Origin of the sequence: Pseudomonas sp. CCI1.1, assembly GCF_034348165.1 — a bacterium.
Lineage (GTDB): Bacteria > Pseudomonadota > Gammaproteobacteria > Pseudomonadales > Pseudomonadaceae > Aquipseudomonas > Aquipseudomonas paracarnis.
In genome coordinates this window covers 6,042,934-6,060,519 of sequence record NZ_CP133780.1, presented here as the reverse complement: position 1 = coordinate 6,060,519, position 17,586 = coordinate 6,042,934, and the positions used below count along the sequence as shown (strand labels likewise).

Genomic DNA, 17,586 nt, shown 5'->3' with positions numbered 1-17,586 from the left:
GCAGGCCGTTGCAACAGGTTAAACCGAGCGCGTTGCAGTGCTAGGGGTAGCCGTTGGCTGCAATTTGAACACATGGTAAAGCACAGTCAGCAATACCAGGAACGCAGGCCCCACATACAAGGCCACGCGGGTGTCCGGGAAGTACGCCATCAGGCCCACCACCAGTACCAGGAACGCCAGCGCCAGGTAGGAGCTGACCGGGTACAGCCACATGCGGTACTTGAGGCCTGCCTGCTCGGCAGGGCTCAAACCTTTGCGGAACTTGAGCTGCGCCAGCAGGATCATCAGCCAGGTCCAGATCGCGCCGAAGGTGGCGATGGAGGTCACCCAGACGAACACCTGGTCCGGTACCAGATAGTTGAGCAATACGCCGAGCAGCAAGGCAAAGATTGACAACAGCAGCGCCTTGCGCGGCACGCCATTGCTGGAGGTCTGGCCAAAGGTAGCTGGCGCCTGGCCGTTCTGCGCCAGGCTATAGAGCATGCGCCCGGTGCTGAAGATACCGCCGTTGCAGGAGGACAGCGCGGCGGTGATTACCACGAAGTTGATGATGCCGGCAGCGGTCTTGATGCCAAGGCGCTCGAAGGTCATCACGAACGGACTGCCCTGGGTGCCGATTTCATTCCACGGGTAGATCGACAGGATCACGAACAACGCGCCGACGTAGAACAACAGGATGCGCCAGAACACCGAGCCAATGGCGCTGGGGATGGTCTTCTGCGGGTTGCGCGCCTCACCGGCGGTGAGGCCGATCATCTCGACGCCCAGGTAGGCGAACATCACCATCTGCAATGACATCAGCACGCCCTGCACGCCATTGGGCATGAAGCCGCCATGGGCCCACAGGTTGGAAATGCCCAGTGCAACGCCGTCATTGCCGAAGCCGAAGGCAATGATGCCGACGCCGCCGATTACCATGGCAATGATGGTGACGATCTTGATCAGTGCAAACCAGAATTCGAACTCACCGAAAGCCTTTACCGCGATCAGGTTGATGGTGCCCATGCTGATCAGTGCCGCCAGGGCCCAGATCCAACGCGGCGTGTCGGGGAACCAGACGCCCATGTACACCGCTACGGCGGTGATTTCCGCGACGCAGGTCACCAGCCACAGGAACCAGTAGTTCCAGCCGGTGAGAAAACCCGCCAACGGCCCGAGGTAATCCTGGGCATAGCGGCTGAACGAACCGGCCACGGGGTTGTGTACCGCCATTTCACCGAGGGCGCGCATGATCACCAGAATGGCCAGGCCACCGATGATGTACGAGAGCATGATCGCCGGGCCGGCCATTTCAATCGCCTTGGCCGAACCCAGGAACAGGCCCACACCGATGCAGGCGCCAAGCGCCATCAGGCGAATATGCCGTTCACCGAGTTCGCGTTTGAGCGGTCCGCCTTGAGCGGTCTCGCCAGGGGGCAGTGGTTTGCCGACAGGCATAGGGATACAACCTCATTTTGTTATTGGATTAAGCCACCGAGCCTGTGGTGCAGCAGCGTGTAGGCCGATGCACCGGCTTGACCGGGTCTGCCTCGTGGGCAAACCCGCCTGGCGGGCGTAGGCGGCCAGGTCAGCGGGGCGTCAGTATAAAAAGCAAGCGGTAGGATATTTCACTCTATAAACACACAAATTTGGCGATATGCCCCGTAAAAAAGTCCTTGGGCGGGGGAAGTACCAGGCCTCTAGACCGGCCTTCCCAGGGTAAAACGGCGCAGAGTATTGCATAACCTGTTACCGGTTGGGCTCGCTCATCCGCCGCAGGCGCGAGCGAGCCCACCTTGGCAGTCAGTCAACACTGAAGAACAAACGCCGCGCCAACAGCCTGGAAATGCTCGCCCGTTCGATCTCCAGGGTCTGCTGTACACGGCCGGTCTGGCCGGTGCGAATCCGCGCGAACGCCTGGGCTTCGGCCTGGGCCTGGGCCTGGCGCCCGAGGCGTTCCTGTTCAGGGCTCTTGAGGTGGGCAGCGGTGTAGTGGTCGTCCGGCCCCTGGCGGTTTTCATAGTGAAAATGCGCGTAACACAGGGGCAGCCCAGTGTCCGTATCCAGCACGACATACACTTGGATAAAATCCCGGGCTTTGTCCTTGATGGGCACGCGCGCGTCTTGGCGAACGATGCGAACTTCATTGAGCCCGTGCAGAAAGTCCACGTCTTCGGCGCGACTCAACTTCAGCTTGCTCGCGCGCACCCGCGCCTCAACACCCGCTGCGTCCAACCGCAGCGCGGCGGCACGCAACTGGGTGGCACGCACTCTCGCCGTGTTTTGCTGGGTAGGCTTCAGCCGTGACGGGTTCAAGGTCAGCAGTTTCTTGTCGATATCCGCAGCGACCATCCGCCGGCTGTTGGCCTGAGCCGCCAGTAAGGCTTGCAGAGATGAAGGCTCGCATTTGCTGGCCAAGGCCTGCACCTTGAGGATGGCGATATCGACATCTTCCAACAATCGCTGGCCCTTGTTCAGCAGCGCGCCCAATTGTGGGTTGGCCGTGCGCTGGGGCGCAGGCTCAACCGGCTCCCATATGCCGTCTTCAGCCTCGGTGAAGGTGGCAAGCACACTGCCTTTGTCATCCACCAGCTCTGCCGTGCCCGCTGGCGTCTTGATGCGTGCCACATAAACATCCCGGTTACGGGTGCGGATGATCTTTTTGACCCGCGTCCCTGCTGCGCTGGGCGGCCTGGGTTGTCTGGGTTGTCTGCCGCCAGGCAACGGTGCCAGCAGATCAGCCAGTTGCCCATTGGCTTGCTGGTGCAGGTCGGCCAACAGCGCCTGCAGCTTTTCCAGGTTGGGCAAGTCAAAGGTGTCCGGTGCCATGGCTCGCCAGAACTGAATATGGTCGTCGGTCACCGCGTAGACATGACTGAGGCTTTTAAGCAGTTCGATACGCTCCTCAACAGTGGTGGTCAGGTTCTCCAATTCGGCCAGGGAGCGGCTGGCCCAACGGGCCCGATTGATCACCCGGTTCAAGCTGTCGAAAAACTCTACTTCCAGGGGCGGCCCTTCAATGTCGATGGTGATGCCCCACAGCGTGGTGACCTGCAACGCCTGCAAATCCAGAATGGAGGGGCGCGAAGGCAGCTGTGCGTCCAGCGCCCGGGCTTTGTCACGGCCCAGGCGCGGTACGCTGTTCAACTGCTCCATATAGGCGCTTTCCAACTTGCGATTGCTGATAGCTGCGTCCTCGGCCGTCACCTGTTCGCGCATGTTTTTTTTCAGGTTGGCATGGGCCTGACGGTTAAGGTCGGAGCCGGCTTCGTCATCGGTTTCGTCTTGCAGCAGATCCAACAAAGGTTTGATCCGCCGATTGATCTGGATCATGCGCTCACGGGTGTCAGCGTCCATCAATCGCAAGGTGAGAATCAGCGACTCGAGTATTTCACACAGATTTTCCTCGTAACGGGGACGGGGCTTGATTGCCCGCAGACGCATGAGCAGTTGCAGTTCCTTCTCGGAAAACTCGACCTTGTTGCGCAGTTCCTGCTGGTAACGCTGCTCAAGCCTGGCAAGCTGTTGGGCGTCGATTTTATCTTTGGACTCAACCACCAGCTTGCGCGCCACCTGCATGGCGGCAGCCGCTTTGGCACGCGAACGTCCAGCCTCACGGTACTGTTCTTCAAGGCGTGGCAGTGAAAGCTCCAGCGCCTGCAACTGAGCCTCCATCGCCGCATCGGCATTGCCGCCGACCAAGCGCAAGCGCCCATCGAAATCCCAATGCCCGTCCCCCAACGGCTTGAGCCACGGCCCTTTCTGGGCACCATCGGCGCTGATCACCCGCCACGCGCCCGACTCGTCCACCACCCGATAAAGATGCCCACGCACCAAGGCTCGCCATTGCGGCGGCGAATAAGCGGTGTCACGCAACAAGCCACGGCGCGGGCCGCTTGACTCGGCGTGGTCCCAGCCGCCTGAGAACGCGCCCAGGCTCAAGGTACGGGCCCGTGCATGTTGCGCGGCGGTCAGGGTATCGCGGGCGTTACTCCAACGGGTCAGCGAGCTGAACGTCGCGGGCGGTGCGCCACGTGTGGGCACCCTGGTGGTGGCAGTGGCTCGGGCCAGGGGGGCGAACACCGGATGCTCCAGCTGCAATGGCGGTAAAGGATCATGGGGCGTGGCTTGATGGGCAAGGACAACCATCAGATTGCTTAACACGTCCATGACCGCTTTGTTCCTGACCTGTTCATCCTGGCTGGCCAAGTCCTGAATGTCTTGCTGCAGGCTGTCGATCAGTTGCACCAGCCACCCCCCCAGTTGCAAGGGCCCGCTGGCAAACGGCAGTACGCTGCCAAACAGCAGCCACCCCACCTCTTTAAGCCTGGCCCAGCGCTGCTCGGCATTCGATACCGATTGCCGATCAGCCAGAGCCACCAGGGCCTGGGCCGTGCCCTCAAAGACCAGGCTGCAAGCGTCCTCGTCGTTCAATTGTTTGCTGAGCTGGACCGGGGCAGGTTTCTCGTACAGCGTAAATTCATCACCGGGTAAAAAGCGGCGGATATGCGGTTCAAGGAAGCCGCCGTTGGCATACACCGCCTGGCGTGCCGGGGCGAGCCACGTCAGCACGTCATCCTGCAGCGGGCCGTTAGCCTTGATGGCGTCAAACAAAGCCTTGATCGACTCGAACCCTTGCAACATCGGCTTGAGCAAGGGCCGGTACAGCAGATGAACGCCAGCGCTCCCGGTAGCCGGCCCAATGATGAAGTGATTAGTGACCACATCCTGCGCAGCCTCAGGCGAAGCCTTGAATGCCAGCGGCCACAACGTCATCGTCTGGCCTTGCACCTTGCGCTCGGCAAGGCTGGCTTGCAACGCGGCCTGTACGCGGTCGACACCTTCCTGAGTCAGGCCGTGCTCACCTTTGAGTTTCAGTTCCAGCGCCAGCATCGGCAGTTGCACCCGTAACTGGCGGGTGAACAACCCTGAGCGACGACTGCGTTCCAACGGGTCATCCAGCAGTTTTTTCTTCAATAGATCCGGGTAGGCCTGGCCCACATCGGCTTTTTCCACACAACCTTGAAGCAGGCCATAGGTCAACCACTCGGGGGCTTGGGCACCCTTGAGGGTGATCTCGGTGACGGTGTGCGGGAAGCCGGCCAGGTTTTCCAGGGCCAGCTCGGTCAGGCTCACCGTGACCGGGTCGACTTCACCGGCGACAAAGCCCCCTGGGACTGGAATCGCCGCAGCGATCACGCGGTTGAAGGTCAACTGAACGTCGGCGGGCCGTACTGTTTTGGTGGCGGGTTCGGCTTGCAGGCAAGTGCGCAAGGCCCGGTCGGCAAACACCTGAATTGAATCAATACCGTCCAGAAAATGTTGCCCGCCACTGTGCTCATGGGCCAGCACCAGCGCCTGGACCAGACGTGCGTAGGTGATGCTGTCGTCACGGTTGGCATGGACCAGCCACAACGGCAGGGCCTCACGCAGCTTGCGCTGGCCTGCACTCAGGTGCGCAACAAACCAGCGGTGGGGGTTGGTGATGTACGCAAGCAACGCTTGGTGCTGGCCCGGCGCGAGGGGCAGGTTGCGGTCGATGCGATCGATTTCCCGCAGCTGCAGCGCCAGGTAACTGGCGGCCAACGCATCGAAGGGATCGCTTTCCACGTCCTGGGCAAACCACTGCTCAGTGTCGGCGTCTTCGGGCACATAGGCCGGTAACAGCGCCGCCACATCGTCAATGCTGCCCAATGGATGAAAACCGCTGGCCGGGCTGAACAGCAACGTCTGTTGCCCGTGGCTGAGGATCAGCAACGGCAACATCAGCGGCGTCGCGCCGGCCAGGAACACCGCCTGTACACGCAACGCCTCACCGTGGGCGCTCCACTCGCGGTCGGGCCGCGTCGGGTGCAGCAGGGTCTTGGGGAACAGCCGGGCAAACCCCTCGTCATTGAAACCAGGTGGTTTGCCGGCATCGTACAGCAACGTCAGCAGATCATCCGACAGATAGCCCCAACGCGTCATCTCCACCGGCAACGCCTCACGCCACCAGGCTTGCAAGCGCTGTGCATACGCCCCCAACAACCCCGCGCCGCAGCGATTGAGCAGCGGCTCCAGCTCGCTGAGGGTCGGGCCACCGACCACAAACACTTCCCGCACGCGCTGCACCACGACGTGATAGTCCGCCACCAACAGCAAGGGCTTGCTGCTGGCCAAGCGTTGCAGCACCCACTCGGGCAAAGACCGGTAGGCCAGCGCGTCGTCGTCATCGGTCGGGGTGGCGATGTAAATCAAGCCAACCTGCCATTTTCCCGCGCCCAAATGCTCGTCCAGATAAGCCTGGACACTGTCGTTCGCGACTGTGAGCAGGCTCGGCGGCTCGCCGAACAAGGTTTGGATTTGCTCAATGGTGGCTTGGCGCGGCGAGCCTGAAGCGGTGTCGGAAAGGGTCATGGCAGAGCTCTATGATGGTTTAAATCACGAACGCTACCCGCTGCCATCCTGGCGACGCGGTAGTTATCTACTCTCCCGTCTGACGACTCGATCTTTAGCGCCCTACAAACTTCGTAGTGCAGTCAATCAGCGTCTACGCTTCAGACAAGTCCGATCAATCTATAAGAATGGTCAATCGACTATGGGCGCACTGTGGCAAACCGACTCACACCAGGCGCAAGCTGACAGCCCGTCAGCCACGCCGCTGGCAAAAAAACTCAAACCCGCCCAGTCGTGGCGCCGGCTGTACTGGATGATTCTGTTAATGGCCCTGATCGCCCTGGGGTTTGCCGCCACCCGTGAAATGCACACGGCCCACTGGCAAGCCCGCACATTCAGCCAGTGGGCGGCCCAACTGACCTACACGGTGGCCCCCGGCGCCAGCGATGCCATGGTGTACCCCGGCGACGGTCCGTTCGATCGGCGCCTGGGCTACAGCGCCCTGGGTGAGTTCCTGCCGCGCCTGCTCAAGCGCAACTATCTGATCGAATCCCAGGCGCGCTTTTCCGACGCGCTGATGGACTACAGCCGCCATGGCCTGTTCATTCCCTATGCCGAAAAGCTGCAAGCCGGATTGACCATCACCGACTGCCGCGCCGCACCGCTTTATCAATTCAACTATCCGCCTCAGCTGTATAAGCACTTCAACGAGGTGCCAGCGCTGATGGTCCACAGCCTGCTGTTCATTGAAAACCGCCAATTGCTCGACCCTGACCCGCCCCAGGCGAACCCCGCCGTGGACTGGCCGCGCTTTGCCAAGGCTGCCTGGTCGCAAGTCGCCCGTCAGTTGCACCTGCCAGGGCAATCGGCGGGCGGCAGTACCCTGGCGACGCAACTGGAGAAGTACCGCCACTCCCCGGACGGCTTGACCCTGTCGGGCAGCGAAAAGATCCGCCAGATGCTGTCCGCCAGCGTACGCGCCTACCAGCACGGGCCCGACACCCTCACCGCACGGCAAAACGTAGTGCGCGACTACCTCAACAGCGTGCCCCTGTCGGCGGTCCCTGGGCACGGCGAAGTGCATGGCATCGCCGAGGGGTTGCGGGTGTGGTACGGCGCCGAGTTTGCCCAGGTCAACCGGGCCTTGAACGACACCGCACAAACCCCGGCCAGCCTCGCAGCGCGCGGCCTGGCGTTGCGCCAAGTGCTCTCGCTGATCATCGCCCAGCGCCGCCCCTCCTATTACTTGACCAAGGGCCGTGACGACCTGGTGCAACTGACCGACAGCCACTTACGGTTGCTGGCGCAAAATGGTGTGGTGCCGGCCGAATGGGTGACGGCGGCGCTGGCAAGCAAGGTCAGCTACCGTGATTGGCAGCAGCAGCCAACCCTGCAAAAAGTCGAGACCAACAAAGGTATCAGCGTCGCGCGCAGCCGCCTGGCCGCCCTGCTCGACCGCCCACTGTACGACCTGGACCGCCTGGACCTGTCGGCCACCAGTACTTTGCAGGGCCAGTTGCAAGAGCAAGTCACCGCCTACCTCAAACGCCTTGCCGCCCCTGACTATGCCGCCGAAGTCGGGTTACTCGGCGAGCGCTTGCTCACCCCGGCGAGTACCCCGCAGGTACGCTACAGCTTCACCTTGTTCGAGCGCACCGATGATGGCGCACGGGTACGGGTGCAGACCGACAACACGGACCAACCCTTCGACATCAACAACGGCAGCAAACTGGAACTGGGCTCCACCGCCAAGCTGCGGGTGCTCACCACTTACCTGCAAATCGTCGCCGAACTGCATGAGCGCTACGGCGCCGCAACACCTGCGGCACTGAAAAAAATCGAGGTTGCGGAGCAGGACCGCATCAGCCGTTGGGCCGTCGATTACCTGCTACAAAACCCCCGCAAATCCCTGGCCGACATGCTCGACGCTGCGCTTGACCGCACCTATTCGGCAAGCCCGGGCGAGAGCTTTTTCACCGGTGGTGGCCTGCACCGCTTCCATAACTTTCGCAACGAAGACAATGGCCGCAACCCGACCCTGCGCGACGCCCTGCGTGAATCGATCAACCTGCCCTTTATCCGCCTGATGCGCGATCTGGTGCGCTACACCACCTACACCAGTGCCAACAACAGCGCGCATTTGCTCAAGGACGACAACGAGCCGCGCCGTCAGGAATACCTGGCGCAATTCGCCGACCGCGAAGGCACCACGTTCCTGCTCAAGTTCTGGAAGAAATACCAGAAGAAGGACACCCAGGGGCGCCTGGAAACCTTCCTCGACAGCCTGCATCCCACGGCGATCCGCCTGGCCGCGGTCCACCGTTATCTGCTGCCGGAGGCCAGCCGCGACAGCTTCAACAGCTTCGTGCGCGCGCGCCTGGCCGGCACCAAGGGCGAGCAGACGCTGACCGACAAGCGCCTCGATGCACTCTATGACAGCTACGGCCCCGGCGCCTACGACCTGCCCGACCAGGGCTATATTGCCAAGGTGCATCCCCTGGACCTGTGGTTGCTGGGCTACCTGATCAACCACCCGGAGGCGACGTTCAGCGAAGTCGTCAAGGCCAGCCAGTTCGAGCGCCAGGAGGTGTACAGCTGGCTGTTCAAGAGCCGCCACCAGAGCGCACGTGACAGCCGTATCCGCACCATGCTGGAGATCGAAGCGTTCCTGGAGATTCATCAACGCTGGAAGGACGTAGGCTACCCCTTCGACCATCTGGTGCCGTCCCTGGCGACCGCCATCGGCAGCTCCGGCGACCGCCCTGCCGCACTGGCCGAGTTGATGGGCATCATCCTCAACGATGGCGTGCGCATCCCGGTACTGCGCATCGACAGCCTGCACTTTGCCGCCGGTACACCGTACGACACCCGCGTGATCAACGACCCCGACCGGGCGCATCGTGTCATGCCCTCCGAAGTTGCCACGGCCTTGCGCGGCGCGTTATCCCAAGTGGTGGACGCCGGCACTGCAAAACGCGTCGCCGGCAGTTTCAAACAGGCCGACGGCACACCACTGGCCATGGGCGGCAAGACCGGCACCGGCGATAACCGCATCGAAGCGATCGGTTCGGGCGGACGTATCATCAGTTCCAAGGCGATCAACCGCACCGCCACTTTCGTGTTCTACATCGGCGAGCGCCACTTCGGCACACTCACTGCGTTCGTACCGGGCAGCTCGGCGCAGGGCTTCAAGTTCACCTCGGCGTTGCCGGTACAAGTGCTTAAAGGCATGGCCCCGATATTGATGCCTTATCTGCAAGGTGAGAGTCAGAGCACATGCCTGCCTCGATGAGCGCCGCGCCAGAGTGGTAATCCGTTGTTGCTTGCTCCTGGCTTATTGATCCAAAACGCCCATTTCTCGAGCCCTGCGTTTGATTTTTCCAGGGAGGGGCCAAGTAGTGTTTATGTATGCCTGAACGTTTCATGAGGGTGATTAGTGTAGATCGGGTTGACCCCCCACTACTCATCTCAAGGCAACACAACCATGTTCTTCGAACGCCCCTCCCCACACGCTGCGAGCCATGCCCAGAAGGGTATGCACTTTGATGTTATCCAGCGCTCCATTCCAGATTGGCTCAGCGCGACCACGCTGACACGCGCTCGCGCACTGAAAGCCGCAAGCCCTTTTGTCTACACCCGACTCAACTCGCTCGACACGCGCGCAGATACGGTGTCCACAGAGGCCATGGCCGAGCAGTGGACCGCCAGGAATGCCTTGGATGAACACTTCAAATACATCAAGGACGTGTACTCATTCGCAGAGCCTCTGCTCAAAAAGGCCTTGCGTGAATACGGCGACATTGATGTAAAAAACACGTTCATTCGCCTGTATGCCCCCGCCGAAAAAAGCTGGTGGGTCATTGGCGTTCGCAAAGGCGTAACCAGCCGGACCGTAACGTTACTGGACGCCGCTCTGCATAACTTTTCCGCCAGCGAGCAGTTTGCCGACTATGGGTTCTTGTCCAAGCCCGACGCCCGTGGCCAGCAGCCCATCCTGACGTTCACCTCCAATACCAGCGGCCAGCCCCTGACCGCGCAAGTATTCAAAAATCTGTGCCGCACCCTGGATATAGGCCGCCAATACCAGACACGGTTATTGCGCACCCTTGGCTTCGGTAATCAAGTCCAGGCCGATACGCTACGGCGCAAAGTGATTGCCTGCGACAAGGCCACGCTGAAAAACGCCACCTGCATCGCCTGGTCGCAGCAGCATATCCAGGAGGACGCCCGACGTCTGCTGTTCGATATTGTCGAGGACAAGCCCGACCCAGCGTTGGACGGCATACCGGTGGAGTACTACAACCTCAGCCTGCTGGATGCCCGGCTCAGCGGTATCGTGCTGATTGCCGCGCCACAGGGCAGCGACAAACACATCGAACGCCTGATTGCCTATGTTCCTGAAGACCCGGAGCATCCGTTGAAGGAGTACCCCTCGCCGATTGAATTCATGAATGAGTTGACGCGCCAACTGCGCGACAGCACCGCCACCCTGGATGCCCACGGCCAAGCGCCTGCAAAGACCACCTACCGGCAGTTTTTCAGTCGATTTGTCGACCATAAACAACGCGGGCATTTTTTTGCCGAGCTGCAAAGCCGCCTGTTCAAGGTGCAGTGGCACGAAAAGAAGCGCACCGATAGTGGCCCCAGTTGGCAAACCATCGCGGTGGACACGCCGCGGTTGCACTTCAGCGTGCAAAACATTTTTGACGACCACGAGAACCGAGCGCCTTCCGGGCATTCGGAGCCTGACACGCTGTGGCACTACCTGTACCGGGTCAACGTCAATAAAATTGTCAACGATACCCGGGAAGTGGCGATCAGCACCGCTTACGCCGACTTGATGGCGCGCTGGGCCTGGTGGGATAACCTGGGCAAGATTCTCTCGGATATTTTCAATGCGGCGCTCCTGGTGGTCACCCCCTTCGTGCCGTTCCTGGGGGAGTTGATGCTCGCCTACACCGCCTACCAGGTGGCCAGCGATGTGTTCGAAGGTATTGTTGACTGGGCGCAAGGCAACGGACTGGAAGCCATCGGGCATGTCATGGACGTGGTGGAAACGGTGGTGCAACTAGGCATTTGGGCGGGGGCCGGCACCGTCGGCCAGGCTGTCACCCTCAAGCTGTCGCCCTTCGTCGAGGGCCTGCACCCGGTGACGCTGGATGGCGGTGAAAAGCGCTTGTGGAACCCCGATCTTTCGCCTTACCAGCAGACCATCAGCCTGCCCCAAGGCATCGCCGCTGATACACAGGGTTTGTATCAGCATGCCCAGAAACACTGGCTGGCCCATGCCGACCATCACTACCAGGTAGAACCGGACCCGCAGTTGCCTCATCACCGAATCGTGCACCCCCGCCGGCCACACGCCTATCAACCGAAAGTGCGTTTCAATGGTCACGGCGCCTGGGTACATGAAGGCGAACAACCGCGCAGCTGGGACGATCACACGCTGATGCGCCGCATCAGCCCGGCTACCCAGGCGCTCACCAACGAGCAGCTTGAACAGATCCGTATCATCAGCGGCAGCGAGCCAGACCATTTGCGCCACATGTATGCGCGCAACCAGCCGTCCCCGCCGCTGCTGGCCGACAGCATCGAACGCTTTAGCGCAGATCGATTCGCCCAAGCGTCGGTCCAGAAAATACGTACGGGCCAGACACTCGCCCCCTATTCCTACTGGTTCGAACAAGCCGTTACCGACCTCCCCGGCTGGCCGCCGAGCAAAGCCCTGGAGGTGTTTCACAACAGCGATCTGAGCGGCGAGTCGCGCAAATACGGCGATACCCACGCCGCGCCCGTCGATACCCTGCGCATCAGCCTGGCTGACGTGATGGCTGCCAGGCTGCCCGAGCGCGTGCTGGGTTTTCTGGACGAACATCAGGTCAATACGTTGTTGGGTGAAACCTTGCCCCAGGCTCAACAGGCCCAGGCACTGCGCAATAAACTGGCGAACTACGTAGAGGGCTATGGCGGGCATGTCGCCAAAAGTCATTACCAATTGGGCCAAGCCAGCAGCGACCCACACGTGGCCCTGTTGCGCCAGGACTTTCCCGAGCTGGCGCTGAGCAGTGCGAACGCGTTGCTCAAGCAGGCCTGGCCTGAAGAAACAACGGTGATGAACGACACACAGCGCCTGCCCCTGCGCCTCAAAAGCCTGGCACGGGAGTTGGACTTCGACCATCAGGCCAGCCGCGCTGTCGAAGGGCTTTACCCTCCCCGGCAACCCTCGGCGCACAGCGAACGGTTGGTGCTCAATACCCTGCGCCTGCACAGCGACGTGTTCAGCCATCTGAACATCGACATCCGGGACAACAGCCCCACCGGCCCGTTGCGCTGCAGCGTCGGTGAAACCGACGCGCCGCAGGCCCGCACACTGGTACGCAGCGCAGACGGGACCTACACCGTGTTCGACGCCGATGCCAACCCACTCAACCCAGCCACCACGCTGTACGAGTCCCTGCTCTGGACCCTGGCGCAGGATCCGCAGCGCGCCCCGCCCTACACCGTCGGCGAAGGTGAACAGCTCAGGCAGTGGGTGATCGAACATAACCAGACACCGGCCGATCGACGCCTGGCATTGGCTGAGCCGCCCTTGCGCATGCGGCCCGCTCCCGAGACCGAGGTGCTGCTGGGCGGAGGCGCATCCTGCAAAATGTCCCGGGTCGACAGCTATGACATGCAACCCAAAACCATTGAAGAACGCATCAAACAGTTACTGCCCGCGATGAGCAACGACAGCGTTCGACGCTTATCAATCACGATGAGCACAGCCGAAGGCGAGCAAACGCTGATGCAGATGGAGTCGCAAAAACAGCAGTTGTTCAATCAGCTCGACGCCTACATAAAGGGTCCGACGCCCAGGGCGGGCACGCTGTTGGAGCCGGAAGTCCGCAAACGCCGGGCGCAAGTCGCGACCCGCCTCTATGATGGCTGGAGCAATGGCCTGACGGTGCATCTGGACGAAAGCTTCGAACACCGCGGCGGTATCGCTCTGGACTTGTTCAATACGCCCATGCCCGACGAACTGCCCACCCTTAACGTGCCACTGAACCACATCAGCGACCTGGACCTGCGCGGTTGTGATTTTTCCGATCACCACGCCGCCTTTCTAGACAATTTCCCGCATCTGCGCGACCTCGATCTGAGTCACAACCAGCTCACCCAGTTACCTGCGACCCTGGGCAAGCTCAAACGTCTTCGACGCTTGCATCTGGAAGCAAATGCCCTGGTTCTGGACGATGCCGCCATTGCAACACTTGGACGGCTCAAGCGTCTCAAACAGCTTGAGATGGCCGGCAACCCACTGGGGCAAACACCGAATATCAGCCAAATGCCGGCCTTGACCTTGCTGAACCTGCGCAATACGCAAATAAAGGACTGGCCCGTCGGGCTCGTCGGTCGCTCACGCGCGCGCGGGTTCCAACTGGACCTGAGCGAGAACCCGATCACCCAGTTACCCCATGTCGCCCCAGGTTCGGATGATGCCGACATCATTGCCCGTACCCGCCTGGACCAGAGCAGGCTCACCTCGGACTTTCAGGACTTGCTCGCTGAATACCGCGAGTCTGTGGGGCTGGACCCGCTGCGCTTCTACGCGCCTAGAGGTGAAAGCGCACCCTGGCTGAGTGACATCAAGCCTGAGGAGCATGAGCAGCACCGGCAGCTGTGGGACGCGATTGAAAAGGAACCCGGCTCTCAAGGTCTGTTTGAGGTGATCAAATCGCTCGAAGAGCCGGACGAGTTCCAGGCCGAGGAAGACCGCCTGGCCTATCAGAACAACCGGCCTGAGCTGAGCCAGAGGGTATGGCGCCTGCTGAGGGCGGTCGAAGCCGACAGCGACCTGCGCGAGCGCGTGTTCAAGGATACTCGCTACCCCGGCTTGTGCCCCGACGCCGGCGCGCTGATATTCCAGAAACTGGGCGTCGAAGTACTCGCCAGCGAAGCCTATCGAACCAGCACCACACCGGCAGAACTCGAGGCCAGGCTGGTGGTGCTGGCCCGCGGAGCCGCGCGCGATGCCTACATGGGCAAAGCCATTGGTGAAGACATCGCCCACCGCCTCAAACCCAAAGATCAGGGCGGGCTGGGGCAACGGCTATGGTCGCAGGTCATCGACGGCGAGCATGGCGAGGTCGACGAGGCCGGCATTCACTTAGCCTATCGCAGCACCCTGGCAGACCGGCTGGACCTGCCGTGGCTATCGACCCATATGACTTACCGCACTCTCGCCGATGTAACCCCCGCGCAGATCGAAAAGGTGGCCGCCGCAGTAGCCAGGTTGGAAGAGGGTGACGGGCTGGTGAACCAGATGCTGTTGGACAAAGGTTGGGAGCGTTACCTCGAGCAGCACAACCCCACCGCCAAATGGAACAATGACACAGCCTTCGACTTGAAGTACCTCCAACTCGATGAATTACAGGCACTGCAAGCGCAATACGCCCAGTCACAGACGCTGCCGGAGATTGATCGGCAAGCCCAGCGGGTAAAACTGCGCGGCCTGGCGCAAGCCCTGGGATTGGACGAAGACAGCGTGTTATCCGGCAACCCTATGAGTTCAACACAGTACGACACAGCACTCAATGAGCTGGGGTACCGGCACAATCAGTGGCTGCGAGATCTGACGCGTGTTGCGCTGAACCGGGCCGGAGCACGTAAAAACCGGGCTTGATGCGGCCCTGGCGTTCAAGGCGCAAGAAAATCAAACATCAGATGCACCGTGCCGTAGTAGGCCCCGCCCTGGTAACCCCCCTGCGGCTCGATCGCCGAAATATCCAGCTCGACGCGCCGGCCCATGCCCGCTTCGTCAGCGCTGAGTACCTGGGTCGAGTCCAGGGTCAGGGGCACCCGGTTGAACAGCACGCGCAAATCGATACGGTCATTGCCGCTCAACAGATAGGGCACGTCTCCCAGGCGTGCCGCAACGCCGCCATTGAGATTCTTGACGTCGAAATGCTTGCGCAGGCGGCCAAGCCGGGAGGTCGTCAAGTCCCAGGCCAGCAACTGATCCTGCCCCATCCAGTCGGGTTCGGAAGGCAATACATAGGCTTCGTGGATCGGGATGGTCACCGACACATCAAAGCTCTGGCGTTCCTGAAACGCCATCGCTTGCCCGCCCAGGGTCAACGGCACCATCAGCGCCGCCAGTCGCGTCAATTGTCTAAATATCATCGGGTGACCTTCATCGGTTTTTTGTCCCGGCCTTCAACCAACTGGAAGCTGAATTGACGTTCGACTTTCTTCTCGAATACCAGCTGGCGGCCAGGCAAGATGTGGTGCTTGGTGGTGGGTTCACAGTCGGTTTTCTTTGCCACTGAACAGTCCCGGAACTCATCGAGCACGACCGTACTGTTGCCGGCATTGCGCAGGGTGTACTGGCTGGCGGTCTCGCTGATCTGCGTATCGAAGCGGGTATCCTTGGGGCGCACGAAGAACACCGTGCCATAGCCCGCCATGACGTTGACCCCGGCTGCCAGGTCTTTTTTGTATTCGCTGCGCTCTGCGTCGGTGACCGCAAAGTCATCTTCCTTTTCCGGCACGACGGGGATAAAGCGCACACGAAAGTAACGCTCCTTGTCACGCTGGCCCATGTACAACAGACGAGTGCCCTGGCGTCCGCCGGCCGGCACGATCAGGCGCGCCGGGCTGGCCATCAGGCCGTCGCGATTGGTGGTGCTGCCCTTGGCGTCGGTCATCGAGGCGACCGGCACTTCCCGGGAGGTACCGTCGGCGTTATAGATAATCTCCAGCACATTGACCTTGATGAACGCGGTACTGGTGCCGCCGTTGAATACCCGCTTGAGGTAGGAGCTGCGGTCGCCTTCCAGGTAGTCGTACACGACGCCGACGTTGATTGCCGGCCCCGCCTGCGCCGTCAACGACATCAGGAAAAGCCCGGCCCATAGCACTGCATGTTTCATAGTTGATTACGCCTTGTTGATTGAACGCGGCCCGCCACGACAGCGGGCCGATGTGCGGGCAAAACCCGCCTAGACTTCCGAATCCCAGATCACGGTGACTACGCCTGAATAAGTGCTGCCGGGCGCCTTGAGCATGTCGCTCACGTCTTCTTTGTCGACTTGAAAGTGCAGCGTGCCGGGGCGGTTGTTGACGTAGTGCACGGACTGGATCAACTCGGTGCCTACCCCATCCCGGCGTAACGGCTGCCGGTTTACGGGCTCGTCGCGCTGGTTGTGCAGGCCAAACGGCAAGCTGACCGCGACCTGCAACGGCACCTCATCGCCCGCGCCGTTGCGCAGGCCGCAGGTGTTGCCGATCGCCAGGCCGCATTCAAGGGTCATCTTGAAACGCCCACTGGAGAAAATGCTGAAGGTCTGGTCACGGGACAATCGCGAGGGCTGCCGCCCGCGGTTGAGCCAGGCTTGCCAGCCGCCTTCGGGGAGCAGTTCGACACGGTTGCCGCCCGGAGGCAGGGTGACTTTGAGGATGTGCTCGACTTGCAGGGTGAAATTGAAGGTGGCGATGTTGTCGCTGGGAATCATCACGTCACCGAAGTCAAAGTCACCGCCAGGCCCCATGCTGTAAGTCAACGACCCGCGATACTCGCCGGCCGTCATGGTCAATGGGTTGGGCGTTCTGAGCTCGTAACCGTATTCCATATAGCTGTATTTGAGCCATGGAATGTCGTACCCCGGCGTGAGGCTGCACGCCCCGGCATTTTCTGGAACACTCCAGAAAAACAGCCCGAAATTGATCCACGCCGCGTGATAGCCCAGCCCCACACACGGCGGGGCGCCGGCCTTCCAATAAAAATCCCACGGTTTGCCCTCATACTGCCAAGCACTGACACCGGGCGGGTAGGCAATATCCCAGCGGGTCCCCACCCCGGCAATACGCATCTGCACGGTGGCGCTTTCGCCTGTGCCCGTGTGAGTCACCTGCACGTCGCGCCACGCTGAAGGCACTTTGAAATAGGCGCCTTGCCGCGGGTCGGTATGCCCGGCCGCAATCGGTGTGGCAGATTCAGCCCGGAACTCCATGTTGCGAATACTGAAGATATTAAGGGCCTCACATCGCGTCGGTATGTGCCAGGCGCATACGCCACTGTGAGCCGTGGTGTTCTTGAACTTGTTACTCATCGGGTTCGTCGGATCAGGGCGAAACACGGCGGTGATGTCCTCAACGAACGCCTGCGCCGTCAAGCTCGTACAACCGAGTGCGAGTGCCAGGGGCAACGGCCTCAACAGTGTTTTTATTGCAGTGATAAAAGTCATCGAA

7 protein-coding genes are annotated in these 17,586 nt (G+C 61.0%); 2 read left to right on the top strand and 5 right to left on the bottom strand.

The window, feature by feature from the left end:
- Positions 1-18: 18 nt before the first annotated feature.
- Entirely contained in the window at positions 19-1,437 is a 1,419-nt protein-coding gene (locus RHM69_RS27385; RefSeq protein WP_020301190.1) for an amino acid permease, read from the bottom strand.
- A 345-nt stretch (positions 1,438-1,782) separates the two neighbouring features.
- Positions 1,783-6,375 carry a hypothetical protein gene (locus RHM69_RS27380; protein WP_200599146.1) on the bottom strand — a complete coding sequence of 1,531 codons (4,593 nt, stop codon included), beginning with the start codon at positions 6,373-6,375 and terminating at the stop codon, positions 1,783-1,785.
- Positions 6,376-6,556: 181 nt separating this feature from the next.
- On the opposite strand from RHM69_RS27380, the gene RHM69_RS27375 reads away from it, so the two are divergent.
- Both RHM69_RS27375 and RHM69_RS27370 read left to right on the top strand, forming a co-directional pair.
- Positions 6,557-9,646, top strand: a complete 3,090-nt coding sequence (locus tag RHM69_RS27375; protein WP_200599145.1) for a transglycosylase domain-containing protein — start codon at positions 6,557-6,559, stop codon at positions 9,644-9,646.
- 192 nt (positions 9,647-9,838) lie between these two features.
- Positions 9,839-15,019, top strand: a complete 5,181-nt coding sequence (locus RHM69_RS27370) for a dermonecrotic toxin domain-containing protein (RefSeq protein WP_200645821.1) — start codon at positions 9,839-9,841, stop codon at positions 15,017-15,019.
- A 14-nt stretch (positions 15,020-15,033) separates the two neighbouring features.
- On the opposite strand, the gene RHM69_RS27365 is transcribed toward RHM69_RS27370, so the two are convergent.
- The 3 genes from RHM69_RS27365 to RHM69_RS27355 form a co-directional block, all read right to left on the bottom strand.
- Positions 15,034-15,519, bottom strand: coding sequence for a CS1 type fimbrial major subunit (locus RHM69_RS27365; RefSeq protein ID WP_014717097.1), 486 nt, complete (start codon positions 15,517-15,519; stop codon positions 15,034-15,036).
- Entirely contained in the window at positions 15,516-16,268 is a 753-nt protein-coding gene (locus tag RHM69_RS27360; protein ID WP_014717096.1) for a hypothetical protein, read from the bottom strand. The genes RHM69_RS27365 and RHM69_RS27360 overlap by 4 nt, the downstream gene beginning before the upstream one ends.
- A gap of 69 nt (positions 16,269-16,337) precedes the next feature.
- Positions 16,338-17,582, bottom strand: a complete 1,245-nt coding sequence (locus RHM69_RS27355; protein ID WP_234451965.1) for a hypothetical protein — start codon at positions 17,580-17,582, stop codon at positions 16,338-16,340.
- Positions 17,583-17,586: the final 4 nt, after the last annotated feature.

What these genes read in the sequence shown, in the direction of transcription:
- RHM69_RS27385 (WP_020301190.1), bottom strand. Translation starts at nt 1,437, where the DNA reads ATGCCTGTCGGCAAACCACTGCCCCCTGGCGAGACCGCTCAAGGCGGA.
- RHM69_RS27380 (WP_200599146.1), bottom strand. Translation starts at nt 6,375, where the DNA reads ATGACCCTTTCCGACACCGCTTCAGGCTCGCCGCGCCAAGCCACCATT.
- RHM69_RS27375 (WP_200599145.1), top strand. Translation starts at nt 6,557, where the DNA reads ATGGGCGCACTGTGGCAAACCGACTCACACCAGGCGCAAGCTGACAGC.
- RHM69_RS27370 (WP_200645821.1), top strand. Translation starts at nt 9,839, where the DNA reads ATGTTCTTCGAACGCCCCTCCCCACACGCTGCGAGCCATGCCCAGAAG.
- RHM69_RS27365 (WP_014717097.1), bottom strand. Translation starts at nt 15,519, where the DNA reads ATGATATTTAGACAATTGACGCGACTGGCGGCGCTGATGGTGCCGTTG.
- RHM69_RS27360 (WP_014717096.1), bottom strand. Translation starts at nt 16,268, where the DNA reads ATGAAACATGCAGTGCTATGGGCCGGGCTTTTCCTGATGTCGTTGACG.
- RHM69_RS27355 (WP_234451965.1), bottom strand. Translation starts at nt 17,582, where the DNA reads ATGACTTTTATCACTGCAATAAAAACACTGTTGAGGCCGTTGCCCCTG.